Source organism: Burkholderia sp. BCC1208 (assembly GCF_902833095.1).
In the GTDB taxonomy this organism is placed as follows: domain Bacteria; phylum Pseudomonadota; class Gammaproteobacteria; order Burkholderiales; family Burkholderiaceae; genus Burkholderia.
Genome location: NZ_CADFDY010000001.1, coordinates 1,012,342 through 1,037,268 on the forward strand (window position 1 = coordinate 1,012,342; position 24,927 = coordinate 1,037,268).

Below are 24,927 nucleotides of genomic sequence, written 5' to 3' on the forward strand. Positions count from 1 at the left end.
GATTCGCACATGTCCACGCCCAAACACGCCAAAGTCCTGATTCTCGGTTCCGGCCCCGCCGGCTACACGGCCGCCGTCTACGCGGCACGCGCCAACCTGTCCCCGGTGCTGATCACCGGCATCGCGCAGGGCGGCCAGCTGATGACCACGACCGACGTCGAAAACTGGCCGGCCGACGCGAACGGCGTGCAGGGTCCGGAGCTGATGGCGCGCTTTCTCGAGCATGCCGAGCGCTTCAACACCGAAATCGTCTTCGACCATATCCACACCGCGAAACTGCACGAGCAGCCGATCCGCCTGATCGGCGACTCGGGCGAATACACGTGCGACTCGCTGATCATCGCGACCGGCGCGTCCGCCCAGTATCTCGGCCTGCCGTCCGAGGAAGCGTTCATGGGCAAGGGCGTGTCGGCCTGCGCGACCTGCGACGGCTTCTTCTATCGCGGCCAGGAAGTCGCGGTGATCGGCGGCGGCAACACGGCCGTCGAGGAAGCGCTCTACCTGACCGGCATCGCGAAGAAGGTCACGGTGATCCATCGCCGCGACAAGTTCCGCGCGGAGCCGATCCTGATCGACCGCCTGCTGGAGAAGGAAAAGGAAGGCGTCGTCGACATCAAGTGGGATCACGTGCTCGACGAGGTGACCGGCGAAGCGTCGGGCGTCACGGGCCTGCGCATCAAGAACGTGAAGACCGGCGCGACGGAAGACCTGCACGTGCAGGGCGTGTTCGTCGCGATCGGCCACAAGCCGAACACCGACCTGTTCCAGGGCCAGCTGGAGATGAAGGACGGCTACATCCTGACGAAGAGCGGCCTGCAAGGCAACGCGACGTCGACGAGCGTGCCGGGCGTGTTCGCCGCGGGCGACGTGCAGGACAACGTGTACCGCCAGGCGATCACCAGCGCGGGCACGGGCTGCATGGCCGCGCTCGACGCGCAGCGCTACCTCGAAAGCCTGCACGACAAGAAGTAAGCCGGAAGCCTTGCCGCGGCGGGCGCTACAATGGCGTCCGCTGCCGCGAAGCGGGCTCGACCGGAAAGCCGCTGCCGCCGCGCAGCGGCTTTTTTTGTGCCCGCGCGCCCGAACGCGCCTGCCCCGTTACCGAATCATGGCGAAGAACCAGCCCCATCCGAGCGATCCCGCGAAGCGAAAGATCGCTGCCCGTCCCGTGACCCCGGCGCCCGAGGCGCCGCCGCCCGCGCCCGATGCGGCCGCCTTGCGCGGCCAGGGCCTCGCGGGCCTCGGCGCATTGCGCAAGTCGCTGCAAGGCGAAGCCGATCGTCGCGAACGCGCGCGCGTCGAAACCGCGAAGGCCGAGCGCAAGGCGGAAGCCGACGCGAATCTGTTCCGCAACGAAATCGGCACGATCCGGCCGCTGAACGCGCCGCCGCGCGCGTCGTCCGGCCGCATGCCGCCCGACCCGCTGCCGAAGCAGACGCAGCGCGACGAGGAAGCCGTGCTGAACGCGACGCTGTCCGACGAATTCGATCCGGAGACGCTGCTCGACAGCGACGACTCGCTGTATTACCACCGCCCGGGCATCAGCCGCGACGTCGTGCGCAAGCTGAGGAGCGGTGCGTGGATCGTGCAGGCGCAGATCGATCTGCACGGCATGCGGCGCGACGAAGCGCGCGATGCGCTCGCCGAATTCATCCGCGAAGCCGGCAAGAAAGGGCTGCGCTGCCTGCGCGTGATCCACGGCAAGGGGCTCGGCTCGATCGGCAAGGAGCCCGTGCTGAAGGGCAAGGTGCGCGCATGGCTCGTGCAGAAGGAAGAAGTGATCGCGTTCTGCGAGGCGCGCGGCCACGACGGCGGTGCGGGCGCGGTGCTCGTGCTGCTGCAGCCGCACCCGGCGCCGGCCGAGCGGGGGCCGCGTGCCGCATCCTAGGCTGACGCTCGCGATCGCGGTACTGGAGGCGATCGCCACGCTGGCTTTCGCGATTTCGGGGTTCATCGAGGCGCGCAAGAACCGCCTCGACTCGGTCGGCACGTTCGTCGTCGCGCTCGCGACCGCATTCGGCGGCGGCACGCTGCGCGACATCCTGCTCGAGCGCCGGCCGTTCTACTGGGTCGTGCACGACGACTACGTGATCGCGATCTTCGTGCTCGCCCTGTTCGCGCCGTTCGTATTGCGGATGCTGTCGCGGCTGTCGGCCGAACGGCTGCTGCTGATCGCCGATGCGATCGGGCTCGGCATCTTCAGCATCTCGGGCACGGCGATCGCGCTCGACGCCGAGATGCCGCGCTTCATCGCGGTGATGATGGGCGTGATTACCGGCGTGGTCGGCGGGATCGTCCGCGACGTGCTGTGCAACGACATCCCGCTGATCCTGCGCGATTCGCGGCCGTACGCGACCTGCGCGTTCGTCGGCTGCTGGTTCTACCTGCTGCTCGTGTGGCTGCAGTGCGACTCGGTGTACAGCGTGCTGCTCGCGACCGGCTTCATCCTCGTCGCGCGGCTCGCGACGTTCAAGTTCGACGTGCGGTTGCCGCATTGAGCGCCGCCACGGCACCAACCGCACCGCCGGAAACAAAAGGGGCCGCTCATTCGAGACGACCCCTTCTCCGTCGTTCAGCGCGAACGCCGCGTCACGCGATCCGCTCTTCCGACGCCGGATCGAACAGCACCGCCTTCGACACGTCGAACAGCAGCGACTGCGTCTGCCCCGGCTGCGGGTTCGCGGCTGGATGCACGCGGCTCACGATCCGCTTGCCGTTCACCTGCGCGAACACGTGCGTGTCCGGCCCGGTCGGCTCGGTCACGTCAACGCGCACGTCGATCGGCTGCAGGTTCGACGCCTCGCCGTTGTGCGCGTGGCGCGCGTCGGTGATGCGCTCCGGACGCAGCCCGAGGATCACCTCGCGGCCGACGTGCGACTTCAGCTTCGCGGCGTCGAACGGCAGGATCAGCGCGCTGCGCGCCAGGCCCGTATCGATCTCGAGCGCGATCCCGCCGCCCTGCTCGACCAGCCGGCCGTTGATGAAGTTCATCGGCGGCGCGCCGATGAAGCCCGCGACGAACAGGTTCGACGGCGAATCGTAGATCTCCTGCGGCGCGCCGAACTGCTGGACCACGCCGTCCTTCATCACCGCGATCCGGTCGCCGAGCGTCATCGCCTCGATCTGGTCGTGCGTCACGTAGACGATCGTCGTGCCGAGGCGCTGGTGCAGCAGCTTGATTTCCGCGCGCATCTCGATGCGCAGCTTCGCGTCGAGGTTCGACAGCGGTTCGTCGAACAGGAACAGCGACGGATCGCGTGCGAGCGCGCGGCCCATCGCGACGCGCTGGCGCTGGCCGCCCGACAGCTGCCCCGGCTTGCGGTCGAGCAGATGCTGGATCTGCAGCATCGACGACACACGGTCGACGATCTGCTGCTGCTCGTTCTTCGGCACCTTGCGGATGTTCAGCCCGAACGAGATGTTCTCGCGCACCGTCATCGACGGATACAGCGCGTACGACTGGAACACCATCGCGATGTCGCGATCCTTCGGCGAGAGGTCGTTGACGACCTTGCCGTCGATGCAGATCTCGCCGCTCGTCACGGTCTCGAGGCCGGCGATCATGTTGAGCAGCGTCGACTTCCCGCAGCCCGAGCCGCCGACCAGGATCAGGAACTGTCCGTCCTCGATCTCGATGTCGACACCCTTCAGGACCGGCACCCCGTTCGGGTAGGTCTTGTACACGTCACGGATGGAAAGGCTTGCCATGCTGTGAATCCTCTGTCTCGTCTCGCGCGGCGCATTCGGGCGCCGCGTCGGGTTCGTTTCGATGCGCCGCGCGTGCTGCGCGGCCGGTTCGTCGTATCGGATAAAGCCGCGCTTACCCCTTCACCGCGCCCGCCGTCAGCCCGCGCACGAAGTAGCGGCCGGCGACGATGTAGACGAGCAGCGTCGGCAGCGCGGCGATGATCGCGCCGGCCATGTCGACGTTGTATTCCTTCACGCCCGTCGACGTGTTGACGAGGTTGTTCAGCGCCACCGTGATCGGCATCGAATCGACGCCGGAGAACACGATCCCGAACAGGAAGTCGTTCCAGATCTGCGTGAATTGCCAGATCAGGCACACCATGAAGATCGGCAGCGACACCGGCAGCAGGATCTTCGTGAAGATCGTGAAGAAACCGGCGCCGTCGATGCGCGCGGCCTTCACGAGTTCGGCCGGCACGCTCACGTAGAAGTTGCGGAAGAACATCGTCGTGAACGCGATCCCGTACACGACGTGCACGAACACCAGGCCCGGAATCGTGTTCGCGAGGCCGAGCATCCCCTGCAGGCGCGCCATCGGCAGCAGGATCACCTGGAACGGGATGAAGCAGCCGACCAGCATCATCGTGAACAGCGCGTCCGCGCCGCGAAAGCGCCAGTGCGTGAGCACGTAGCCGTTGAACGCGCCGATCAGCGACGAGATCAGCACGGCCGGAATCACCATCTGCAGCGAGTTCAGGAAGAACGGCTTCATCCCGTCGCAGCGCACGCCGGTACACGCGCCGCTCCATGCCTTCACCCACGGGTCGACGGTCCACGTGGTGGGCGGCGTCAGCAGGTTGCCGGTGCGCAACTGGTCGAGGTCCTTGAACGACGTCGACAGCATCACGTAGATCGGAAACAGGAAATACAGCGCGAACAGGATCAGTGCCGCATAGATCACCGCCCGGCTGATCGTCATCTTAGGCTGCATTGCGGGTGCTCCTCGATTCCATATACATCAGCGGCACCAGCACCGCGACCACGGTCGCGAGCATCATCACCGAGGACGCCGCGCCGAGCCCGAGCTGGCCGCGGTTGAACGAAAACGTGTACATGAACATGGCCGGCAACGACGACGACGTGCCCGGGCCGCCGGCCGTCAGCGCGACGACGAGGTCGAAGGTCTTGATCGTGATGTGGCAGAGGATCAGCAGCACCGAGAAAAACACCGGGCGCATGCTCGGGATCACGATCTTGCGGTAGATGGTCGGCAGCGTCGCGCCGTCGACCTGCGCGGCCTTGAAGATCTCGCCGTCGACGCCGCGCAGCCCCGCGAGGAACAGCGCCATCACGAAACCGGTCGACTGCCACACGGCCGCGATCACCACGCAGAAGATCGCCTTGTCCGGATCGTCGAGCCAGCCGAACGAGAAGCTCGTCCAGCCCCAGTCGTGCATCACCTTCTCGAGGCCGAGGCCCGGGTTCAGGATCCACTGCCACGCGGTGCCGGTGACGATGAACGACAGCGCCATCGGGTACAGGAAGATCGCGCGCAGCGCGCCTTCGTTGCGGATCCGCTGATCGAGCAGGATCGCGAGGAACAGCCCGAGCCCGACGCAGATCGCGATGAACGGAATCCCGAACCAGCCGAGGTTCGCGGCGGAGGTCCACCACACGTCGTTCTGGAACAGGTCCGTGTAACGGCCGAAGCCGTCGAATTCGTAGTTGGGCAACAGCCGCGAGTTGGTCAGCGACAGATAGCCGGTAATCAGGATGAAGCCGTAGATGAACACCACGGCGATCGCGACGCTCGGCGCGAGCACGAGCTTCGGGATCCAGCGATCGGCGAAGGCCGACATCGGCGACGTACGCCGTGCGGCGGCAGCGCCGGATCCGTTTCCGCTAAGAGGGGCAGCCACTTGATTCGACTCCTGGAACGAGGGCGACGCAGGCCGGGCCGGCGCCGGTACGGCACGGGCCCGCGGGCGAGCCCGTTTGCTGCACATGCAAAAACGCCCGGCCGATGAAGCGTGTCCGGCCGGGCGCCTGGCGCGCGTTACTTGACCTTCGCGGCCTTCGCGAGCGCGGCGACCGCGCTCTTCGAATCCTGCTGCGAGTTCATGAACTTCGTCACGACGTCCGTGATCGCGCCGGCGGTCGCGTCGCTTTGCGCCATGCCGTGCGCGAGCGACGGCACGAAACCGCCCGACTTGATCGCGGTCTGCTCGTCGGCATACGACTTCTTCGCGCAGTCGTCGAACTTGTCCATCTTCACGCCGAGACGCACAGGCACCGAACCCTTCAGCAGGCTGAACTGCTCCTGGAAGTCCGGCGTCATGATCGTCTTCGCGAGCGCGAGCTGGCCCGGCGTCGCGTTCTTCTCGCCCTTCTGCTGGAAGAACACGAACGAATCGACGTTGAACGTGTACGCGTTCGCCGTGCCCGGCACCGGTGCGCAGATGTAGTCCTTGCCCGACTTCTTGCCGGCGTTCTCGAACTCGCCCTTCGCCCAGTCGCCCATGAACTGCATGCCGGCCTTGCCGTTGATGACCATCGCGGTCGCGAGGTTCCAGTCGCGGCCGTTACGGCCGGTGTCGAAGTAGCCCTGGATCTTGCGCACCGTGTCGAACACCGACAGCATCTGCGGCGACGTCAGCGTCGCCTGGTCGAGGTCGACCAGCGCCTTCTTGTAGAACGCCGGGCCCTGCGACAGCACGACGTCTTCCCACAGCGTCAGGTCCTGCCACGGCTGGCCGCCCATCGCGACCGGCTGGATGCCCGCGGCCTTCAGCTTGTCGGCCACCGCGAAGAATTCGGGCCAGGTGGCCGGCACCTTCGCGCCGACCTTGTCGAGCGCGGCCTTGTTGATGTACAGCCAGTTGACGCGGTGCACCGAGAACGGCGCGGCGACGGTGTGGCCCTTGTACTTGATGATCTTGTCGATTTCCGGCGGCAGGTTCTGCTTCCAGTCGCCGGCGACGGAATCGATGTTGACGAGCACGCCCTGGTCGGCCCAGTCCTGGATCAGCGGGCCCTTGATCTGCGCGGCCGACGGAGCGTCGCCGCTGATCACCTTGGTCTTCAGTGCGGTCATCGCCGCGGCGCCGGCGCCGCCCGCGACCGCGAAGTCCTTCCACACGTAGCCCTGCTTCTGCACGTCGTCCTTCAGCACGCCGACGGCCTTCGACTCGCCGCCCGACGTCCACCAGTGCAGCACGGTTACATTTTCGGCTGCCTGCGCCGCCACGGCGCCAGCCATCAGGCCTGCGGCGCAGAGCGCGCCCATGATCGAGCGAACTTTCATTACTTATCTCCTCCAGACTGAATCAACTCGTTAAGTTCCCATGGGGAACCGGCTTCTTGATAAACGACGGGGAAATCGAGCCGCGGGACGCATGCAGCGTACGGGCCGATGACCGGCCGGGCTCTTACAGAAAGCGTGAATCGAGATTCAACGGCGTGTCTCCTCTTTGTGTTTCTGGCCCGCCGCGATGCTGCGACGCGAGCCCGGGGTCGACGGTGCGCGGACGATGCGCGCCGTCAATGTCCGATACCATTCGGCACAAGGCGTTCCCGAAGGCGAAGCTCGCGCGGCTCGGCGACCGCACTTCTTTTTTTCTTCACCCGGGTGCTACCCCTTGCGGCGGATTGTAGTTAAACTACAATTCAGTGTCAAAAATATTTTTATCGCACTACGGATCGCTTCCCAGCACCCCCATTGGCGGAGACACATGCATACCGATTCCAGCTTTACCTTCGTACTTTTCGGCGGCACCGGCGACCTGTCGATGCGCAAGATCCTGCCCGCGCTGTTCGAAGCGCACCGCGGCAACATGCTCGCGGAAAGCGGCCGGATCGTTGCCGTCGCGCGGCACGAATCGGATCGGGCCGGCTATCTCGAATGGGTCGACACGCATGTGAAGCCGCATGCGGCGAAGGCCGCCGGCAAGGCATTCGACGAAAGCGGGTGGAAATCCTTCCTCGAACGCATCGAGTACGTGAAGCTCGACCTCGGCCGCGCGGAGGACTACGTCGTGCTGCGCGATGCGGTCGCGCACTTGCCCGGCATCCGCGTGTTCTATCTCGCGACGGGCCCGTCGCTGTTCGTGCCGATCTGCAAGGCGCTCGCGTCGGTCGGGCTGAACGAAGGCGCACGCATCGTGCTCGAGAAGCCGCTCGGCTACGACCTGAAGTCGTCGAATGCGATCAACGACGCGGTCGGCGAGATCTTCGCGGAAGGCCAGATCTACCGGATCGACCACTATCTCGGCAAGGAGCCGGTACAGAATCTGCTCGCGCTGCGCTTCGGCAATGCGCTGTTCGAGCCGCTGTGGCGCCGCGAATGGGTCGAGAGCATCCAGATCACGATCGCCGAGGAGCTCGGCGTCGAGGCGCGCGGCGATTTCTACGACAATACGGGCGCGCTGCGCGACATGGTGCAGAACCACCTGCTGCAGCTGCTGTCGATCGTCGCGATGGAGCCGCCGCACTCTATGGATTCCGACTCGGTGCGCGACGAGAAGCTGCGCGTGCTGCGCGCGCTGAAGCCGATCGATCCGCGCGACATCGGCAAGGTCGCGGTGCGCGGCCAGTATCATGCGGGCGTGATCAAGGGCGGGCAGGTGCCGGCCTACGCGACCGAGCCGGGCGTGAAGCCCGACAGCCAGACCGAAACCTTCGTCGCGCTGAAGGTCGAGATCGAGAACTGGCGCTGGGCCGGCGTGCCGTTCTTCCTGCGCACCGGCAAGCGTCTGGCCGACCGCGTGGCGGAGATCGTCGTCAACTTCCGCCCTGTGCCGCACTCGGCGCTCGGGCCGACCGCGCTGCGCCCCGGTGCGAACCGCCTCGTGATCCGGCTGCAGCCGAACGAGACGATCCGCCTGTACTGCCTCGCGAAGCAGCCGGGCGAAGGGATGAATCTCGCGAGCGTGCACCTTGATCTCGCGTTCGACCAGTTCTTCAAGGAAGGGCAGATGGAGGCGTACCAGCGCCTGCTGCTCGACGTGATCAACGGCCGGCTCGCCCTCTTCGTGCGTCGCGACGAACAGGAAGCCGCATGGCAGTGGGTCGAGCCGATCCTGAACGAATGGGCGCGCACGCTGAAGCCGCCGAAGCCGTATGCGGCAGGTACGTGGGGGCCGGCCGCGTCGAGCGCGATGCTCGCGCAGCACGACACCTGCTGGCTCGAAGAAGAAAATTGATGCAAACCGTTGCCGCGTACGCCACCGTACGCGGCAACGTGCCTCACGATTCGTACGATTTGAACAGACAAAGCAGTCCGGAGGAGATGTGATCGAGATCCACGCTTTCGACACCCAGGAAGCGCAAAGCGAAGCGCTCGCGCGCGCCGTCGGCGAGGCGCTGCGCGCGGCGCTCGCCGGCCCCGCGCGCCCGACGCTCGCGGTGTCCGGCGGCACCAGCCCGCGCCCGTTCCTGCACACGCTGTCGCATGCGGCGCTCGACTGGGCCGGCGTCGACGTCACGCTGGTCGACGACCGCTGGGTGCCGGACGACGACGCGGCCAGCAACGCGCAACTCGTGCGCGACACGCTGCTGCTGCACGCGGCGGCCCCCGCCCGCTTCCTGCCGCTCGTCGACACGCGCACCACGCTCGAGGCACACGTCGCCGCGCTCAACGCGAACGCCGACTACCGCGTGCCGAGCGTCGCGGTGCTCGGCATGGGCGAGGACGGCCACACCGCGTCGATCTTCGCCGACGCGCCCGAATGGGACCACGCGATCACGACGTCCGAGCGTTTCGTCGCCGTGCATCCGGGCGCGGCGCCCCATGCACGTGTGAGCTATTCGCTCGATGCGCTGAAGCGCGTCGACCGGCTGTTCCTGCTGATCGCGGGTGCCCGCAAACGCGACGTGCTCGACGCCGCGGCCGCGTCGCTGCAGAAGAACGCGATTTCCCAACTGGCCAACGACAAGGGGACCCAGCTCGATGTCTACTGGTGCGCAAAGTAAGGCGGTCGTCGCGGGTCAGCATGCCGACGGCCCGCGCCTGCTCGCGGACGTCGGCGGCACCAACGCGCGCTTCGCGCTGGAAACCGGCCCGGGCGAGATCACGCAGATCCGCGTGTATCCCGGCGCCGACTATCCGACGATCACCGACGCGATCCGCAAGTATCTGAAGGATGTGAAGATCAGCCGCGTGAATCACGCGGCTATCGCGATCGCGAACCCGGTCGACGGCGATCAGGTCACGATGACCAATCACGACTGGCGCTTCTCGATCGAGGCGACGCGCCGCGCGCTCGGCTTCGACACGCTGCTGGTCGTCAACGACTTCACTGCGCTCGCGATGGCGCTGCCCGGCCTGACCGATGCGCAGCGCGTCCAGATCGGCGGCGGCACGCGCCGCCAGAACAGCGTGATCGGGCTGCTCGGGCCCGGCACCGGGCTCGGCGTATCGGGCCTGATTCCGGCGGACGACCGCTGGATCGCGCTCGGCAGCGAAGGCGGTCATGCGTCGTTCGCGCCGCAGGACGAGCGCGAGGATCTCGTGCTGCAGTACGCGCGCAAGAAGTTTCCGCACGTGTCGTTCGAACGCGTGTGCGCGGGCCCCGGCATGGAGATCATCTACCGGGCGCTCGCCGCGCGCGACAAGAAGCGCGTCGCCGCGTCCGTCGATACGGTCGAGATCGTCGAGCGCGCACATGCGGGCGACGCGCTCGCGCTCGAAACCGTCGAATGCTTCTGCGGCATTCTCGGCTCGTTCGCCGGCAGCGTCGCGCTGACGCTCGGCGCGCTCGGCGGCGTCTATATCGGCGGCGGTGTCGCGCTGAAGCTCGGCGAGCTGTTCACGCGCTCGTCGTTCCGTGCGCGCTTCGAGGCGAAGGGCCGCTTCGCGCACTATCTCGAGAACATCCCGACCTACCTGATCACCGCCGAATATCCGGCGTTCCTCGGCGTGTCGGCGATTCTCGCAGAGCAGTTGTCGAACCGTTCGGGCGGCGCGTCGTCGGCCGTGTTCGAGCGGATCCGCCAGATGCGCGACGCGCTGACGCCGGCCGAGCGCCGCGTCGCCGATCTCGCGCTGAACCATCCGCGCTCGATCATCAACGACCCCATCGTCGACATCGCGCGCAAGGCGGACGTGAGCCAGCCGACGGTGATCCGCTTCTGCCGCTCGCTCGGCTGCCAGGGGCTGTCGGACTTCAAGCTGAAGCTCGCCACCGGCCTCACAGGCACGATTCCGATGAGCCACAGCCAGGTGCATCTCGGCGACACGGCCACCGATTTCGGCGCGAAGGTGCTCGACAACACGGTGTCCGCGATCCTGCAACTGCGCGAGCACCTGAACTTCGAGCACGTCGAGAACGCGATCGAGATCCTGAACGGCGCGCGCCGCATCGAGTTCTACGGGCTCGGCAACTCGAACATCGTCGCGCAGGACGCGCATTACAAGTTCTTCCGCTTCGGGATTCCGACGATCGCGTACGGCGACCTGTACATGCAGGCCGCGTCGGCCGCGCTGCTCGGCAAGGGCGACGTGATCGTCGCGGTGTCGAAGTCGGGACGCGCGCCCGAGTTGCTGCGCGTGCTCGACGTCGCGATGCAGGCCGGCGCGAAGGTGATCGCGATCACGTCGAGCAACACGCCGCTCGCGAAGCGCGCGACCGTTGCGCTCGAGACCGATCACATCGAGATGCGCGAATCGCAGCTGTCGATGATTTCGCGGATTCTGCATCTGCTGATGATCGACATTCTCGCGGTCGGCGTGGCGATCCGTCGCGCGTCGACCAACGGCGAGCTGCCCGAGGCCGTCGCGCAGGCGAAGGCGCGCGCCGCCGACGACGAAACGGCCGACGTGCTCGACTGGCTGAGCCACGGCGCATCGCCGGCGGCGAAGGACGTCGCGCGGGACTGACGCGCGGCGCGGCAACCGCCGCCGCCCGCGTCCCAACGAAAAACGCCACCGGCGCATCGCGCGCGGTGGCGTTTTTCATTGTGCGGCCCGACCGACGGTGCGCTTCAGGCGCCCGCTTTCACCGGCCGGCCGTGCCAGCGCAGCACGAGGTAGCGCCCGGCGAAACACAGCACGCCGGTGACGCCGATCGTCACGCCCATCGCGAACGGCGTGCCGTCCGCGAGTGCGCCGATCGCGACGCTCGCCAGCGCGCCGAGCGCGAGCTGCATCGCGCCGAACACGGCCGCCGACGCACCCGCGTTGTGCGGATAGCGGTGCATGAGGTCGGTCGTGCAGTTCGCGGACAGGATCCCGACCACGCCGACGACGAAGAACAAACACACGACGATCGACCACAGCCCGCCCCACCCCGTCAGCGCGACGAGCGCGACCGCGAGCGACGCGATGCAGCTCACGAGCGACGCGGCCGCGATGATGCGCAGCGAACCGATGCGGCCGACGAGGCGCGTGTTCGCGAAGTTGCCGATCATGATCCCGACGACGTTCAGGCCGAACAGCAGCCCGTAGTGCTGCGGCGACACGTGGAAATACTCGATGTACACGAACGGCGTCGCGGTGATGTACGAGAACATCGAAGCGAACGCCATCCCGCCGCACAGCATGTGCCCCCATGCGACGGGGTCGGACAGAATGCGCCCGTACGATGCGAACGACGCCAGCACGGCCGCGCTCTTGCGCCGCTCCTTCGGCCAGGTTTCGGGCACCCGCAGATACGCGGTCGTCGCGCAAATCGCGCCGAACACGGCCAGCACGACGAACACGCCGCGCCAGCCGGAGAAACGCAGGATCTGGCCGCCGATCAGCGGCGCGAGGAGCGGCCCGACCGCGGTCACGATCGCGACCATCGACAGGACCTTCGCCGCGTCGCTCGGCTCGTGCGCGTCGCGCGCGATCGCACGCGCGAGCACCGACGCGGCGCCCGCGCCGAGCGCCTGCAGGAAGCGCACGACGATCAGCATGTCGATCGAGCCCGACACGAAGCAGCCGATGCTCGCGAGCGTGAACAGCGCGATGCCGCCCAGCAGCACCGGGCGGCGGCCCCACGTGTCGGACAGCGGGCCGTACAGCAGCATGCCGATCGAGAAGCCGGCCATGAAGCTCGTCAGCGTGCGCTGCGCGGCGCCGGCGCTGACGGAAAAGCCGGCGGCGATCGACGGCAGGCTCGGCAGGTACATGTCGGTGGCGATCGGCCCGCAGGCCGCGAGCGCGCCGAGCAACAGGATCAGCCGGGCATCGGGCCGGCGCCGGACGACGTGGGACATGGGTATCCGGAATGGAAGCCAGCGCGCATCGGGGCGCGCGTGACGGTGAAGACGGGATGCCGCGCCGCACGCGGCGCGTTCAGGCCCATGATTGTACGCGCAACTTTTTCGCCTGCCTCGGACTACCGCGCCGCAGTCGATGTACCTATCATCCATCTTACGAATTCGTTCCATCGGAGGGAAAGATGCAGCCACAATCGAAACCCTGGATGCTTGTGAGCACCGAAATGCGAGACCACGCGTTGGATTTCGGCGTGGTTGGCATTGTTTTCGCGCTAGTCCATCTCGTCGGACTTCGGTTTGGCAAACATGACTGGGGAACCGATCTGATGATGGAGCAAATCGTGTTCTACGGAGTAGTGATTGGCCTGTTGCTTGTATGGTCGCTCCGGTTACCCTCGGAATGGATGAAGCTGAAACGCAATCACCCGCTTCCGTGGCTCGACCGTCTCATCGCCCGCATTACGAGACGAACCGTGGCAGCGGCGGTGACCGCGGCAATGGTCATGGCCGGCACCGCGATCGTCGCCGCTTGCTCAGGTTCCTACCGAGCCGCAGCCATATTCACTTATGCGTTCCTATATTTCATCGCAGCAGCGGAAGCCGTCGCCAACCCGCTTCTGGAAACGACGCGGCAGTCGAAAATGCAGTCCACCGCGATGGGAATCCTGATCGGCCTGCCGTTTGGTGTTTCGCTCATCACATGAGCGGTACGGCGATTCGGTTAAGCTTGCGCCTCTCTGAGCAACTCCCTGCCGAACCGGGTACATGACCGCTTTCCTGCTGATCTGGAGCCCCAAGAAATGGCCATGGCCCGAGCTGCCCGACGTCGCCGCGCGTGTGAAGGCCGGCGAGGCCGTGCATGACGTGTGGGGCTGCGGCTTCGCGCGCGGCATCCTGCCGGGCGATCGCGTGTTCCTGCACCGCGTCGCGAAGGAGCCCAAGGGTGTGTTCGGCTCCGGCTACGTGACACACGCGCCGTACGAGGTGCCCGATCCGTCGACCAAGCGCGGCTACCGGCTGTGCATCGACTTCGTGTACGACTGGCTGGCCGACGCGCACCAGGACGTCGTGATTCCACGCGCCGCGCTGCGCGTCCATCCGTATTCGGTACAGACCTGGGATGCGCAGAGCTCCGGCACGTCGATCAAGCCGATGGTCGAAGGTCCGCTCGAAAAGCGCTGGGCCGAGCTGACCGGCAAGCGCAAGCCGCCGCGATAACCGGAAACCGGGTCGAATCGGCCCCGCGCGTCCCGCCGGGCATCCCTCGCGCGCCGAAAGGCCGCGGGCCGGCCGGCGGGCCTGCGTCGCGTGTCTCCGGTACAATCAGACGATCGTTCCGCCCAGGCGCCGCGGCCCGTGCACAGGCCCCCGCGCCGTTCTCTCGCAGGTTTCGCTCATGTCCAACAATCAGATCCTCTTCGAACGCGCCCAGAAGACCATTCCCGGCGGCGTCAACTCGCCGGTGCGCGCGTTCCGTTCGGTCGGCGGCACGCCGCGCTTCGTCGCGCGCGCGCAAGGCCCGTATTTCTGGGATGCCGACGGCAAGCAGTACATCGACTACATCGGCTCGTGGGGCCCGATGATCGTCGGCCATGTCCATCCGGAAGTGCTGTCGGCCGTGCAGAACGTGCTCGCCGACGGCTTCTCGTTCGGCGCGCCGACCGAAGCCGAGATCGAGATCGCCGAGGAAATCTGCAAGCTCGTGCCGTCGATCGAGCAGGTGCGGATGGTGTCGAGCGGCACCGAGGCCACGATGAGCGCGCTGCGTCTCGCGCGCGGCTTCACGGGCCGCAGCCGCATCGTGAAGTTCGAGGGCTGCTACCACGGCCACGCGGACAGCCTGCTGGTCAAGGCCGGCTCGGGCCTGCTGACGTTCGGCAACCCGACGTCGGCCGGCGTGCCCGCCGACATCGCGAAGCACACGACCGTCCTCGAATACAACAACGTCGCCGCGCTCGAGGAAGCATTCGGCGCGTTCGGCGACGAGATCGCCGCGGTGATCGTCGAGCCGGTCGCCGGCAACATGAACCTCGTGCGCGGCACGCCCGAATTCCTGAATGCGCTGCGCGCGCTGTGCACGAAGCACGGCGCCGTACTGATCTTCGACGAGGTGATGTGCGGGTTCCGCGTCGCGCTCGGCGGCGCGCAGGCGTACTACGGCATCGCGGCCGACCTCACCTGCCTCGGCAAGGTGATCGGCGGCGGGATGCCGGCCGCCGCGTTCGGCGGCCGCCGCGACATCATGGCCCACCTCGCGCCGCTCGGCGGCGTCTACCAGGCCGGCACGCTGTCGGGCAACCCGATCGCGGTCGCCGCGGGCCTGAAGACGCTGCAGCTGATCCAGGCGCCGGGCTTCTACGACGCGCTCACCGCGCAGACGAAGCGGCTCGCCGACGGCCTCGCGGCCGAAGCGCGCGCGGCCGGCGTGCCGTTCGCGGCCGACTCGATCGGTGCGATGTTCGGGCTGTACTTCGCCGAACGCGTGCCGACCAGCTTCGCGGAAGTCACGAAGAGCGACATCGAGCGCTTCAACCGCTTCTTCCATCTGATGCTCGACGAGGGCGTGTACTTCGCGCCGTCCGCGTACGAGGCGGGTTTCGTGTCGAGCACGCACGACGACGCGGTGATCGACGCGACGCTCGCGGCCGCGCGCCGCGCATTCGCGGCACTCGCCGCCTGACCCGGGGCCGCGCGCATGTTCTCGGATACCGATTTCGCCCACATGCAGCGCGCGCTCGCGCTCGCCGCGCGCGGCATGTACACGACCGCGCCGAATCCGCGCGTCGGCTGCGTGATCGTCAGGAACGGCGACGTGATCGGCGAAGGCTTCACGCAGCCGGCCGGCCAGGATCACGCGGAAGTGCAGGCGCTGAAGGACGCGCGTTCGCGCGGCCACGACGTCGCGGGTTCGACCGTGTACGTGACGCTCGAACCGTGCAGTCATTTCGGCCGCACGCCGCCGTGTGCGAACGCGCTGATCGACGCGCGCGTCGCGAAGGTCGTCGCGGCGATGGAAGACCCGAATCCGCAGGTGTCGGGCCGCGGCCTCGGGATGCTGCGCGACACGGGCATCGACGTGCGCTGCGGGCTGCTCGCGCACGAGGCTGTCGAGCTGAACATCGGCTTCGTGTCGCGGATGACGCGCGGCCGCCCGTGGGTACGGATGAAGACCGCCGCATCGCTCGACGGCCGCACCGCGCTGCCGTCCGGCGAAAGCCAGTGGATCACCGGCGAGGCTGCACGTCTCGACGGGCACGCATGGCGCGCACGCGCGTGCGCGATCCTCACCGGCATCGGCACCGTGCGCGAGGACAATCCGCTGCTGACCGTGCGCGGCATCGACACGCCGCGTCAGCCGCAACGCATCCTCGTGGACAGCCGCCTCGACCTGCCGCTCGACGCGCGGCTGCTCGAAGGCGCGCCGCTGCTGATCTTCTGCGGCCGGCTCGACGCCGCCGGCGAAGTCCGCGCGAACGTGCTGAAGTCGCGCGGCGCGGAAATCGTGCCGCTCGCGAACGCGCACGGCAAGGTCGACCTGCCCGCGATGCTGGCGGCGCTCGGCGCGCGCGGCGTCAACGAGCTGCACGTCGAGGCCGGCCACAAGCTGAACGGCTCGCTGCTGCGCGAGCGGTGCGTCGACGAATTGCTGGTGTATCTGGCGCCGAGCCTGCTGGGCGCCGACGCCGCCGGCATGTTCGACCTCGCCGCGCCGGCGAGCCTCGACGTGCGCACCCGACTGTCGTTCCACGGTATCGAGCGGATCGGCGACGACCTCCGGATCCTCGCGCGGCTCGCGCCGCCCGACGCCTCTCACTGAACGGAATCGTCACGATGTTTACCGGAATTGTCGCGGCCGTCGGCCGCATCGAATCGATCGCCCCGCTCGGCACGTCGGCCGACGCCGGCGTGCGCCTGACCGTGCAGGCCGGCGGGCTCGACCTGGCCGATGTCGCGCTCGGCGACAGCATCGCGATCCAGGGCGCGTGCATGACGGTGATCGACAAAACGGATACCGCGTTCGACGTCGACGTGTCGCGCGAAAGCCTGAACCGGACGGTCGGCCTCGCGCAGCCCGGCGAAGTGAATCTCGAGAAGGCGCTGCGCGCCCACGATCGCCTCGGCGGGCATATCGTGTCAGGCCATGTGGACGGCCTCGGTACCGTGTCGCGCTTCGCACCGGTCGGCGAGTCGCACGAACTGCGGATCGTCGCGCCGCGCGAACTCGGCCGCTATCTCGCGTACAAGGGCTCGATCACGGTCAACGGCGTGAGCCTGACCGTCAATACGATCGACGATCGCGCGGACGGCTGCGAATTCTCGATCAACCTGATTCCGCATACGGTCGAAGTCACGACGCTGCGTCACGTGAAGGCCGGCGACAAGGTCAATCTCGAAGTCGACATGATCGCGCGGTATGTGGAGCGGATGCTGTCGACGGCGTCTCCCATAGCGCGCAGCTAACCGCTGCAACCGCCCTAGCTGCGCAACTGGTTTGTCGCTGCGTGACAAGTCGTCCATCGGGCGACTTTGGCCCTCCCGATCCTTTGAACCCGACGCGCCGGATATCAGGCTGTCACACCGAACCCGAGCTTGCGAACAAGGTTCCGCAATTTTTCTTCGTGCTCAAGCCTGACCATCCGTTCCATCGCTCGTCAGCTCTTTCAATGCCTCCTCCGGAAACACCGGTCCCTTGTAGAGCGGACTACATGGCGTGCGCGCCAGTTTTAGCGACAGCGCGATGAGTTCGTCCGGTTTGTCGCAAGCACGGTACGCCTCGGCGAGATATGCGAACTGCGTCATGATGCCGACAACGCTACGATTTTGCGTCCTCGCATATTTGACGACCTGCATCTGGGACACTTCCGAGTCGATGAATGGACGCGATACCCCGTGGGCGGCCAGTATCTCTACCAGAGCCCCAGGGAATCTGGCCGCCATGCTGGCCGCCGGAGCCAAAGGCATCAGCACCGGCAGTAGCGTTCGCTCATTCACAAGCATCGCGATCTGCGGCTTCCATGGCAAAACAGTTGCATACCAGTTGCCAAGCTTCGCGGTGCTGCTTCCGACCTCGATCACTTCGGGTTTCAGACGCTTGAGCAGCTTGTGAGTACAGTAAAGATATAGCATAGAAAAAGGGCCTGATCTCGCTCCAAAAGAGAATGTACGCCTGTTGTGCCAACATGACGTACATCTCAAGGAGAATCTCTCATGAGCACATCTACCCGTTCCGGCCGCCTGGGTTTGCGGGCGACGCCGCAGCAGGAAGCGATGCTGCGCCGCGCAGCCGAGGTCGCGCACAAATCAATGGCCGATTTCATTCTTGACAGCGCCTGTCAGGTTGCCGAACGGACCCTGCTTGACCAGCGTTTGTTCCTGGTGAGCGAAAGCCAATCGCAAGCCCTGCTTGACATGCTCGATCGCCCGACCCAAGACAATGTGGGCTTGAAGGAGTTGTTCTCCCGAACTACGCCTTGGGAGAATTGATGCCGCTGTCCCCACCGAAAGCGCGGGATACCAGCCATGTGCTGGAAGGCTTCGATTGCGGCAAGTCCGGCCTGAATGATTGGCCCCTGCGCCATGCGCGGCAGGCTCAGGCCAGCGGTTCGGCCAAGACCTATGTCGTTACGGAAGGTCAGCGCCTAGTTGGATACTACAGCCTGGCTGTAGGGCAGATCGATACGTTTGAGGCGTCCGATCGGGTACGCAAAGGGATGGGAGCCTATCCAATACCCGTTGTCATCCTGGCGCGGCTGGCGGTAGCAATGCAGGACCACGGGCGTGGCGTCGGGATCGGCATGCTGCAAGATGCGATCCGGCGTACCGTCGCGCCGGCGTTCGCGCGCTACTGACACACCCGATCGATGAAGATGCAGCACGCTTCTATTTGCGTTTCGGATTTGAAGCTTCACCGGTGCAAGTACAGCAATTGCTTCTATTGCTCAAGGACGCACGCCGACTACTCGTGCCCGCCGTATCAGACAAACAGAAGTAGGGATTGTCTACGTCCTCGTCTATCGACGTCTCGCTACGGCCCGAATGACATGGCGGTATTTCTGACCGTATACGCACATACTGTCGAATCGCCTGTCTTACGGGCAAGCCTCTCCACCTGGCCGAACGGCCAACGACGCGCACGGGTCATGCCGCCGCGCTAAGATGCGTCGACAGCGGTTTCCACGCCGCCACGAATGACGCGCCGCGTTGCGGCCGCGCCTCTTCCCACAGGAGTCGTCCCCATGTCCATCTCGATGCACCAGGCTTCGCTGCCCGTCCTGATCCGCGGCCTCACCAACCTGCAGCACATCCTCGGCAAGGCGCAGGCGCATGCGGCCGAAAAGCAGATCGATCCGTCGGTGTTCATCGGCGCGCGCCTCTATCCGGACATGCTGCCGCTCGTCCGCCAAGTCTACATCGCGACCGACACGGCCAAGGGCTGCGCCGCGCGGCTCGCCGGCGTCGACATCCCGAGCTACCCGGACGTCGAGCAGACCTTCGACGAGTTGCATGCGCGCATCCAGAAAACGATCGACTACCTGAAAAGCTTCGACGCCGCGCAGATCGACGGCAGCGAGGCGCGCCAGATCATGCTGAAGATGCGCGTCGGCCCGATCGAGTTCACCGGCGAGTCGTACCTGTTGAATTTCGTGCTGCCCAACTTCTTCTTCCACGTGACGACCGCGTACGACATCCTGCGCCACAGCGGCGTCGAACTCGGCAAGCTCGACTACCTCGGTGGGCGCAACGAGCACGCGTGACGCACGGCCGGGCAACGCGCGGCCCGCCACCGTCCGCACCCGCGTGCAGGCCGGCCGCAGCGCTTTCCGGAGCACTCGCCGACCCCGCGCGGCCTGCGTCAGCCGAAACGCCGCCCGGCTGGCGTAAAATACGCACTTTCCTCTTTCTCGCCCCTTTATGACGCTCGCCTCCACGCTCGACATCATCGCCGAGCTGAAAGCCGGCCGGATGGTGATCCTGGTCGACGAAGAAGACCGCGAAAACGAGGGCGACCTCGTGATCGCCGCCGAATTCGTCACGCCGGAAGCGATCAACTTCATGGCCAAGTACGGCCGCGGCCTGATTTGTCTGACGTTGACGCAGGAGCGCTGCAAGCAGCTGCACCTGCCGCTGATGACCTACCGCAACGGCACGCAGTACGGCACCGCGTTCACGGTCAGCATCGAAGCGGCCGAAGGCGTGACGACCGGCATCTCGGCCGCCGACCGTGCGCACACGATCGCCACGGCGGTCGCGCACGACGTGCGCCCCGAGCACATCGTGCAGCCGGGCCACGTGTTCCCGATCATGGCGCAACCGGGCGGCGTGCTCGTGCGCGCGGGCCACACCGAAGCCGGCTGCGACTTCACCGCGCTCGCGGGGCTGACGCCGGCCGCGGTGATCTGCGAGGTGATCAAGGACGACGGCACGATGGCGCGTCTGCCCGACCTGCTCGAGTTCGCGAAGGAACACGATCTGAAGATCGGCACGATCGCCGACCTGATCCAGTACCGCAGCCGCACCGAATCGATCATCGAGCGGATCGCCGAGCGCACGATGCAGACCGCGCACGGCACGTTCCGCGCGGTGCTGTACCGCGACCAGCCGAGCGGCTCGCCGCACATCGCGCTGGTGCGCGGCGCGCCGTCGCCCGACGTCGATACGCCGGTGCGCGTGCACGAGCCGCTGTCGGTGCTCGACCTGCTCGAGACGGGCATCTCGACCCACTCGTGGACGCTCGACGCGGCGATGCGCGAGATCGCGGAACGCGACCTCGGCGTGATCGTGCTGCTCAACTGTGGCGATACGAAGGAACACCTGATCGACGTCTTCAAGGCGTTCGACGAGGAAGAAAAGGCCGCTGCGCTCAAGCGCCGGCCGGTTGATTTCAAGACGTTCGGCATCGGCGCTCAGATCCTGCGCGATGTCGGCGTCGGCAAGATGCAGGTGCTGTCGAATCCGCGCAAGCTGGGCAGCATGTCCGGCTACGGCCTCGAAGTCACGGGCTTCATTCCGATGCCCGGCGCCGAAGCCAAGTCCTGTCCGGCGTCCCACGCGTAACCCGCCACGGCGCTTTCGCCCTATAACCGTTCATCCACACCACGGACCAGATCATGGAAATCGGACAATACCAACCGAATCTCGAAGGCGACGGCCTGCGTATCGGCATCGTGCAATCGCGCTTCAACGAACCCGTGTGCAACGGCCTCGCCGACGCGTGCGTCGAAGAACTGGAACGCCTCGGCGTCACCGGTGAAGACGTGCTGCTCGTGTCGGTGCCCGGCGCGCTGGAAATCCCGCTCGCGCTGCAGAAGCTCGCCGAAAGCGGCCAGTTCGACGCACTGATCGCGCTCGGCGCGGTGATTCGGGGCGAGACCTACCATTTCGAACTCGTGTCGAACGAGAGCGGCGCGGGCATCACCCGCATCGGCCTCGACTTCAACCTCCCGATCGCGAATGCGGTCCTGACGACCGAAAACGACGAGCAGGCCGTCGCGCGCATGACCGAAAAGGGTCGTGACGCCGCACGCGTCGCCGTCGAGATGGCCAACCTGACGATGGCGCTCGACCAGCTCGGCGACGACGACGAGGACGAAGAGCAAGACGAAGACGACGAAGAGGAGCGCGCATGAAGAAGAGCGCCCGCCGACAATCGCGCGAGCTGGCGACGCAGGGCCTGTACCAGTGGCTGCTGTCGAACGCGCCCTCCGGCGAGATCGACGCGCAACTGCGCGGCGCGCTCGGTTACGACAAGGCTGACAAGGAACTGCTCGAAGCGATTCTGCACGGCGTGATCCGCGAGCATGCGACGCTCGCCGAAGCGCTGGCGCCGTCGCTGGACCGTCCGATCGATCAGCTGTCGCCGGTCGAACGTGCGGTGCTATTGATCGCGACGTTCGAGCTCACGCACCACGTCGAAACGCCGTACCGCGTGATCATCAACGAAGCCGTCGAACTCGCGAAGACGTTCGGCGGCTCCGACGGCTACAAGTACGTGAACGGCGTGCTCGACAAGCTGGCCGCGAAGCTGCGCCCCGCTGAAACGCAGGCGCGTCGCAACGGCTGATACCGTTGGTTTGTCCACGGGCGCGCAAGCGCCCGTTTTTCATTCTTTTCCCCTCCGCCCTGCCCGCCGATGAATACCACCGCCGATTCGCTCGTCACGCTCGCCGCACGCGTCGATGCGATCCAGCCCTTCCACGTGATGGAACTGATGAAGGAGGCACAGCGGCTCGAGTCCTTGGGGCGCGATGTTATCCACATGGGCATCGGCGAGCCGGATTTCACCGCGCCGGAGCCGGTTGTCGAGGCCGCCGCGGCCGCGCTGCGCCGCGGCGTCACACAGTACACGAGCGCACTCGGCATCGCGCCGCTGCGCGAGGCGATCGCCGCGCACTATGCGCGCGCGTACGGCCTCACGATCGCCCCGGAGCGGATCGTCGTGACGGCCGGCGCATCGGCCGCGCTGCTGCTCGTGTGCCTCGCGCTGGTCGGCCGCGACGACGAAGTGCTGATGCCCGACCCGTCGTATCCGTGCAACCGGCACTTCGTCGCGGCGGCAGAGGGTCGGCCGGTGCTCGTGCCGAGCGGCCCGGACGCGCGCTTTCAGCTCACCGAAAACGACGTCCGCACGCACTGGAACGCGCGCACGCGCGGCGTGCTGCTCGCGTCGCCGTCGAACCCGACCGGCACGTCGCTCGAACCGGACGAACTGAAGCGGATCATTGAAGCGGTGCGCGCACGCGGCGGCTTCACGATCGTCGACGAGATCTACCAGGGGCTCAGCTACGACGCCGCGCCCGTGTCGGCGCTGTCGTTCGGCGACGACGTCATCACCGTGAACAGCTTCTCGAAGTACTTCAGCATGACGGGCTGGCGGCTCGGCTGGCTCGTCGTGCCGCCCGCGCTCGTCGGCACGTTCGAGAAGCTCTCGCAGAACCTGTTCATCTGCCCGTCCGCCCTCGCGCAACATGCGGCGCTCGCCTGCTTCGAACCCGCGACGCTCGACATCTACGAAACACGCCGGCTCGAATTCAAGCGCCGCCGCGATTTCATCGCACCGGCGCTCGAACGGCTCGGCTTCACGGTGCCGGTGATGCCGGACGGCGCGTTCTACGTGTATGCGCATTGCGGCGGCGTCGCCCACCCGGCGGCCGGCGACAGCGCCGCGCTCACGCAGGCAATGCTGCACGACGCAGGCGTGGTGCTGGTGCCGGGCATGGACTTCGGTGTCCATGCGCCGCGCGACTATATCCGCCTGTCTTATGCGACGGCCTACTCGCGACTCGAAGAGGCTGTGGACCGGCTCGCGGCGCTGTTCGGCCGGCACTGACGCCGCGCCCGGAGCGCACCACCGCTTCACGCATCGCAAAAAGAAAAAAGCACCCGATTCGGGTGCCTTTTGCATGTCGTGCCGGCCGGGGCCGCCGGAACGCGACCGTTACGCGTTACGCGCCGAGCTCCGAATGATCGCCGTGCGACTGCTTCGCGGTATCGACGCCCGCGTCGTCCTGCGACGCGGCTTCCTTCGGCGCCGCCTTGACCGACGTCGTGCCGTCGAGCGTCGCATGCACGCGCTTCGCGCCGCCTGCCGCGGCCGTCACGGCAGCGGCGGTGACGATCGGCTTCGCGGGTTGCGCGGGCGCCTGCGGCGCATTGATCGGCACGCTGCGGCCACGCGCGACGTCGCGCAGGCGGCCGCGCTCGGCCATCACCTTCGAGCCGTAGCCGTTGTCGTCGGGGTTCGTCGAGCCGTTGTACAGGCGCAGGCCGTTCGCGAGCGAACCGCCGCGCGCGATACAGTCCTTCAGCACCAGTGCGCCGACCTGCAGGTTCGCGAGCGGCTGCAGCGCGGTGTCGGTGCCGCCGAAATATTCGAACTTGTCGGAATGAACCTTCGACATGACCTGCATTAGCCCCTTCGCGCCGACGCCGCTTTCGGCGTACGGGTTGAAGCCCGATTCGATCGCCATCACCGACAGCAGCAGCAGCGGATCGAGGCCGACGTCACGACCGGTCTGGAACGCCGCCTTGACGAGCTGGCCGAGCGGCTCCTGGGCGACGCGGTAACGGCGCGACAGATAGGTGGCGACGAGCGCCTGTTCGCGGTTCGACGCGAGCGCGCGATCGTCGCGGGCATCGGCCGCCACACGCTGAATCGGAATCAGTTTCGCAAGCGCGACGGGCGACGGGCCGTTACGGGCCGGATCGGACGCATCGCTCTGGGCGCCCTGAGCGGCGGTTTCCGGTGCGACATCGAGGCCGACCGCAAGCGCATCCGTTTCGGGACTCTCTTCCTGCTGCGGCTGCGCGCCGGCAGGCGCGAAGTTCGGCAGCGGATGGCCGGACAGCAGACGGGCCGGACCGGCCTGCACGGCCGCGGATACGACCGGCATCAGCTTCGCGGCGAGCGTGCCGCGGACGGTTGGCAGCAGCCACAGTGCAAGCGCAACCGCGACAGCGAAACAGCCGACAACGCTGAATAGATGGTGACTGACACGCGTCCCGCGACGCAGCAAGTTGCGCACGATTTGCGCATGCTGCTCAGTGGGACGCCACGATAACCAAGCGTTCATTCAGATCATCTCCCATGAACATGACTCGTGCGGCTCGCTCAGCTCGATGGCGAGACAGAAAACGCGCCGCGGAATCACGACGCCGCACGCCTTGGTTGGGACGCGCAAGCATCGGGGGAAACGGTATAAGTACCGTTCGAGGCCACGGTGTAAGAAGGCCGGCGCCTTCGCACACTGGGCGAGGCAGGCATACGCGGTGGCACCCACGCAAAAAACCAGCGTCTGGTAGCGCTGGCTGGGACTACGACAAAGGCCGTCGAAGACGCCGTGCAGGATTCGGCGGACGGTGACGCGCTGCGTCAAAGATCGGTGATTGGCGGCTCGAAGCCTTTTACCCTGCAACCAATGTGAGCGGATTCTAGCAGGGTTTTATAGATCGTCAACACTATAAAATCTCAAAATCATAACAAAAAGTAATTTAAAACCACTCTTCAGAACGCAATCCCCGTGCCGTAGGGGGTTTGCGCGC

25 protein-coding genes are annotated in these 24,927 nt (G+C 66.5%); 18 read left to right on the forward strand and 7 right to left on the reverse strand.

Features of this window, described 5'->3' with window-relative positions; genetic code table 11:
* The first annotated feature begins 9 nt into the window (after nucleotides 1–9).
* The 3 genes from trxB (at nucleotide 10) to HWX09_RS04645 (ending at nucleotide 2,498) form a co-directional block, all read left to right on the forward strand.
* Nucleotides 10–972, forward strand: a complete 963-nt coding sequence (gene trxB, locus HWX09_RS04635; protein WP_027783799.1) for a thioredoxin-disulfide reductase — start codon at nucleotides 10–12, stop codon at nucleotides 970–972.
* Between the two features lie 136 nt (nucleotides 973–1,108).
* Nucleotides 1,109–1,888 (forward strand): Smr/MutS family protein, encoded by a 780-nt coding sequence (locus HWX09_RS04640; protein WP_027783798.1) that lies wholly within the window; start codon nucleotides 1,109–1,111, stop codon nucleotides 1,886–1,888.
* On the forward strand, nucleotides 1,875–2,498 hold the full coding sequence (locus HWX09_RS04645) for a trimeric intracellular cation channel family protein (protein ID WP_027783797.1): 624 nt from the start codon (nucleotides 1,875–1,877) through the stop codon (nucleotides 2,496–2,498). Before HWX09_RS04640 ends, HWX09_RS04645 begins: the two co-directional genes overlap by 14 nt.
* A gap of 91 nt (nucleotides 2,499–2,589) precedes the next feature.
* Here the strand turns inward: HWX09_RS04645 and ugpC are convergent, their stop codons facing one another.
* The 4 genes from ugpC to HWX09_RS04665 all read right to left on the reverse strand — a co-directional run bounded on the left by ugpC (nucleotide 2,590) and on the right by HWX09_RS04665 (nucleotide 6,991).
* A complete protein-coding gene (ugpC, locus tag HWX09_RS04650) occupies nucleotides 2,590–3,708 on the reverse strand; it encodes a sn-glycerol-3-phosphate ABC transporter ATP-binding protein UgpC (RefSeq protein ID WP_027783796.1) in 1,119 nt (372 codons plus the stop codon).
* Nucleotides 3,709–3,820: 112 nt separating this feature from the next.
* Nucleotides 3,821–4,678, reverse strand: coding sequence for a carbohydrate ABC transporter permease (locus HWX09_RS04655; RefSeq protein ID WP_011544828.1), 858 nt, complete (start codon nucleotides 4,676–4,678; stop codon nucleotides 3,821–3,823).
* On the reverse strand, nucleotides 4,668–5,606 hold the full coding sequence (locus tag HWX09_RS04660; RefSeq protein WP_027783795.1) for a sugar ABC transporter permease: 939 nt from the start codon (nucleotides 5,604–5,606) through the stop codon (nucleotides 4,668–4,670). The genes HWX09_RS04655 and HWX09_RS04660 overlap by 11 nt, the downstream gene beginning before the upstream one ends.
* A gap of 137 nt (nucleotides 5,607–5,743) precedes the next feature.
* Nucleotides 5,744–6,991, reverse strand: coding sequence for an ABC transporter substrate-binding protein (locus HWX09_RS04665; RefSeq protein ID WP_027783794.1), 1,248 nt, complete (start codon nucleotides 6,989–6,991; stop codon nucleotides 5,744–5,746).
* Between the two features lie 427 nt (nucleotides 6,992–7,418).
* Between HWX09_RS04665 and zwf the strand changes: the two genes are divergently transcribed.
* The 3 genes from zwf to HWX09_RS04680 all read left to right on the forward strand — a co-directional run bounded on the left by zwf (nucleotide 7,419) and on the right by HWX09_RS04680 (nucleotide 11,563).
* Nucleotides 7,419–8,888, forward strand: a complete 1,470-nt coding sequence (gene zwf, locus HWX09_RS04670) for a glucose-6-phosphate dehydrogenase (protein WP_027783793.1) — start codon at nucleotides 7,419–7,421, stop codon at nucleotides 8,886–8,888.
* 88 nt (nucleotides 8,889–8,976) lie between these two features.
* Nucleotides 8,977–9,657, forward strand: coding sequence for a 6-phosphogluconolactonase (pgl, locus tag HWX09_RS04675; protein ID WP_027783792.1), 681 nt, complete (start codon nucleotides 8,977–8,979; stop codon nucleotides 9,655–9,657).
* Nucleotides 9,635–11,563, forward strand: a complete 1,929-nt coding sequence (locus HWX09_RS04680) for a bifunctional transcriptional regulator/glucokinase (RefSeq protein ID WP_027783791.1) — start codon at nucleotides 9,635–9,637, stop codon at nucleotides 11,561–11,563. The genes pgl and HWX09_RS04680 overlap by 23 nt, the downstream gene beginning before the upstream one ends.
* Nucleotides 11,564–11,667: 104 nt before the next feature.
* On the opposite strand, the gene HWX09_RS04685 is transcribed toward HWX09_RS04680, so the two are convergent.
* Entirely contained in the window at nucleotides 11,668–12,885 is a 1,218-nt protein-coding gene (locus HWX09_RS04685; RefSeq protein ID WP_027783790.1) for a Bcr/CflA family multidrug efflux MFS transporter, read from the reverse strand.
* An 11-nt stretch (nucleotides 12,886–12,896) separates the two neighbouring features.
* Here HWX09_RS04685 and HWX09_RS04690 point away from each other — a divergent pair, with 11 nt between their 5' ends.
* From HWX09_RS04690 to HWX09_RS04710, 5 genes are all read left to right on the forward strand, one after another.
* A complete protein-coding gene (locus tag HWX09_RS04690; protein WP_227789546.1) occupies nucleotides 12,897–13,592 on the forward strand; it encodes a hypothetical protein in 696 nt (231 codons plus the stop codon).
* A gap of 61 nt (nucleotides 13,593–13,653) precedes the next feature.
* Nucleotides 13,654–14,106, forward strand: a complete 453-nt coding sequence (locus tag HWX09_RS04695; protein ID WP_027783788.1) for a hypothetical protein — start codon at nucleotides 13,654–13,656, stop codon at nucleotides 14,104–14,106.
* 178 nt (nucleotides 14,107–14,284) lie between these two features.
* Nucleotides 14,285–15,568 (forward strand): glutamate-1-semialdehyde 2,1-aminomutase, encoded by a 1,284-nt coding sequence (gene hemL, locus HWX09_RS04700; protein ID WP_027783787.1) that lies wholly within the window; start codon nucleotides 14,285–14,287, stop codon nucleotides 15,566–15,568.
* Nucleotides 15,569–15,583: 15 nt separating this feature from the next.
* Nucleotides 15,584–16,705 (forward strand): bifunctional diaminohydroxyphosphoribosylaminopyrimidine deaminase/5-amino-6-(5-phosphoribosylamino)uracil reductase RibD, encoded by a 1,122-nt coding sequence (gene ribD / locus HWX09_RS04705; protein ID WP_027783786.1) that lies wholly within the window; start codon nucleotides 15,584–15,586, stop codon nucleotides 16,703–16,705.
* 14 nt (nucleotides 16,706–16,719) lie between these two features.
* The gene (locus HWX09_RS04710; RefSeq protein ID WP_027783785.1) at nucleotides 16,720–17,349 is read left to right on the forward strand and encodes a riboflavin synthase; all 630 of its coding nucleotides are present in this window, start codon (nucleotides 16,720–16,722) and stop codon (nucleotides 17,347–17,349) included.
* Nucleotides 17,350–17,511: 162 nt separating this feature from the next.
* Here the strand turns inward: HWX09_RS04710 and HWX09_RS04715 are convergent, their stop codons facing one another.
* Nucleotides 17,512–18,015, reverse strand: a complete 504-nt coding sequence (locus tag HWX09_RS04715) for a hypothetical protein (RefSeq protein WP_034185406.1) — start codon at nucleotides 18,013–18,015, stop codon at nucleotides 17,512–17,514.
* Between the two features lie 81 nt (nucleotides 18,016–18,096).
* Here HWX09_RS04715 and HWX09_RS04720 point away from each other — a divergent pair, with 81 nt between their 5' ends.
* The 7 genes from HWX09_RS04720 to HWX09_RS04750 all read left to right on the forward strand — a co-directional run bounded on the left by HWX09_RS04720 (nucleotide 18,097) and on the right by HWX09_RS04750 (nucleotide 23,215).
* Nucleotides 18,097–18,372, forward strand: coding sequence for a DUF1778 domain-containing protein (locus HWX09_RS04720; protein WP_027783784.1), 276 nt, complete (start codon nucleotides 18,097–18,099; stop codon nucleotides 18,370–18,372).
* Nucleotides 18,372–18,737 (forward strand): GNAT family N-acetyltransferase, encoded by a 366-nt coding sequence (locus HWX09_RS04725; RefSeq protein WP_227789547.1) that lies wholly within the window; start codon nucleotides 18,372–18,374, stop codon nucleotides 18,735–18,737. The genes HWX09_RS04720 and HWX09_RS04725 overlap by 1 nt, the downstream gene beginning before the upstream one ends.
* Nucleotides 18,738–19,124: 387 nt before the next feature.
* A complete protein-coding gene (locus HWX09_RS04730; protein ID WP_027783783.1) occupies nucleotides 19,125–19,643 on the forward strand; it encodes a DUF1993 domain-containing protein in 519 nt (172 codons plus the stop codon).
* A gap of 157 nt (nucleotides 19,644–19,800) precedes the next feature.
* Nucleotides 19,801–20,943, forward strand: a complete 1,143-nt coding sequence (gene ribBA, locus HWX09_RS04735) for a bifunctional 3,4-dihydroxy-2-butanone-4-phosphate synthase/GTP cyclohydrolase II (RefSeq protein WP_027783782.1) — start codon at nucleotides 19,801–19,803, stop codon at nucleotides 20,941–20,943.
* A gap of 53 nt (nucleotides 20,944–20,996) precedes the next feature.
* The gene (ribH, locus tag HWX09_RS04740; protein WP_027783781.1) at nucleotides 20,997–21,515 is read left to right on the forward strand and encodes a 6,7-dimethyl-8-ribityllumazine synthase; all 519 of its coding nucleotides are present in this window, start codon (nucleotides 20,997–20,999) and stop codon (nucleotides 21,513–21,515) included.
* Nucleotides 21,512–21,949: a transcription antitermination factor NusB gene (gene nusB / locus HWX09_RS04745; RefSeq protein WP_027783780.1), complete on the forward strand. Its 438-nt coding sequence runs from the start codon at nucleotides 21,512–21,514 to the stop codon at nucleotides 21,947–21,949. The genes ribH and nusB overlap by 4 nt, the downstream gene beginning before the upstream one ends.
* A gap of 69 nt (nucleotides 21,950–22,018) precedes the next feature.
* Nucleotides 22,019–23,215, forward strand: a complete 1,197-nt coding sequence (locus HWX09_RS04750; RefSeq protein WP_027783779.1) for a pyridoxal phosphate-dependent aminotransferase — start codon at nucleotides 22,019–22,021, stop codon at nucleotides 23,213–23,215.
* Between the two features lie 115 nt (nucleotides 23,216–23,330).
* On the opposite strand, the gene HWX09_RS04755 is transcribed toward HWX09_RS04750, so the two are convergent.
* Complete coding sequence (locus HWX09_RS04755) at nucleotides 23,331–24,458, reverse strand: lytic transglycosylase domain-containing protein (RefSeq protein WP_027783778.1); 1,128 nt, start codon at nucleotides 24,456–24,458, stop codon at nucleotides 23,331–23,333.
* Nucleotides 24,459–24,927: the final 469 nt, after the last annotated feature.

Bases quoted from the DNA above. Each gene is read 5' to 3' on its own strand.
- trxB (WP_027783799.1), top strand. From the start codon at position 10: ATGTCCACGCCCAAACACGCCAAAGTCCTGATTCTCGGTTCCGGCCCC.
- HWX09_RS04640 (WP_027783798.1), top strand. From the start codon at position 1,109: ATGGCGAAGAACCAGCCCCATCCGAGCGATCCCGCGAAGCGAAAGATC.
- ugpC (WP_027783796.1), bottom strand. From the start codon at position 3,708: ATGGCAAGCCTTTCCATCCGTGACGTGTACAAGACCTACCCGAACGGG.
- HWX09_RS04655 (WP_011544828.1), bottom strand. From the start codon at position 4,678: ATGCAGCCTAAGATGACGATCAGCCGGGCGGTGATCTATGCGGCACTG.
- HWX09_RS04665 (WP_027783794.1), bottom strand. From the start codon at position 6,991: ATGAAAGTTCGCTCGATCATGGGCGCGCTCTGCGCCGCAGGCCTGATG.
- zwf (WP_027783793.1), top strand. From the start codon at position 7,419: ATGCATACCGATTCCAGCTTTACCTTCGTACTTTTCGGCGGCACCGGC.
- HWX09_RS04680 (WP_027783791.1), top strand. From the start codon at position 9,635: ATGTCTACTGGTGCGCAAAGTAAGGCGGTCGTCGCGGGTCAGCATGCC.
- HWX09_RS04685 (WP_027783790.1), bottom strand. From the start codon at position 12,885: ATGTCCCACGTCGTCCGGCGCCGGCCCGATGCCCGGCTGATCCTGTTG.
- HWX09_RS04690 (WP_227789546.1), top strand. From the start codon at position 12,897: ATGGAAGCCAGCGCGCATCGGGGCGCGCGTGACGGTGAAGACGGGATG.
- HWX09_RS04695 (WP_027783788.1), top strand. From the start codon at position 13,654: ATGACCGCTTTCCTGCTGATCTGGAGCCCCAAGAAATGGCCATGGCCC.
- hemL (WP_027783787.1), top strand. From the start codon at position 14,285: ATGTCCAACAATCAGATCCTCTTCGAACGCGCCCAGAAGACCATTCCC.
- ribD (WP_027783786.1), top strand. From the start codon at position 15,584: ATGTTCTCGGATACCGATTTCGCCCACATGCAGCGCGCGCTCGCGCTC.
- HWX09_RS04710 (WP_027783785.1), top strand. From the start codon at position 16,720: ATGTTTACCGGAATTGTCGCGGCCGTCGGCCGCATCGAATCGATCGCC.
- HWX09_RS04715 (WP_034185406.1), bottom strand. From the start codon at position 18,015: ATGCTATATCTTTACTGTACTCACAAGCTGCTCAAGCGTCTGAAACCC.
- HWX09_RS04720 (WP_027783784.1), top strand. From the start codon at position 18,097: ATGAGCACATCTACCCGTTCCGGCCGCCTGGGTTTGCGGGCGACGCCG.
- HWX09_RS04725 (WP_227789547.1), top strand. From the start codon at position 18,372: ATGCCGCTGTCCCCACCGAAAGCGCGGGATACCAGCCATGTGCTGGAA.
- HWX09_RS04730 (WP_027783783.1), top strand. From the start codon at position 19,125: ATGTCCATCTCGATGCACCAGGCTTCGCTGCCCGTCCTGATCCGCGGC.
- ribBA (WP_027783782.1), top strand. From the start codon at position 19,801: ATGACGCTCGCCTCCACGCTCGACATCATCGCCGAGCTGAAAGCCGGC.
- ribH (WP_027783781.1), top strand. From the start codon at position 20,997: ATGGAAATCGGACAATACCAACCGAATCTCGAAGGCGACGGCCTGCGT.
- nusB (WP_027783780.1), top strand. From the start codon at position 21,512: ATGAAGAAGAGCGCCCGCCGACAATCGCGCGAGCTGGCGACGCAGGGC.
- HWX09_RS04750 (WP_027783779.1), top strand. From the start codon at position 22,019: ATGAATACCACCGCCGATTCGCTCGTCACGCTCGCCGCACGCGTCGAT.
- HWX09_RS04755 (WP_027783778.1), bottom strand. From the start codon at position 24,458: ATGAACGCTTGGTTATCGTGGCGTCCCACTGAGCAGCATGCGCAAATC.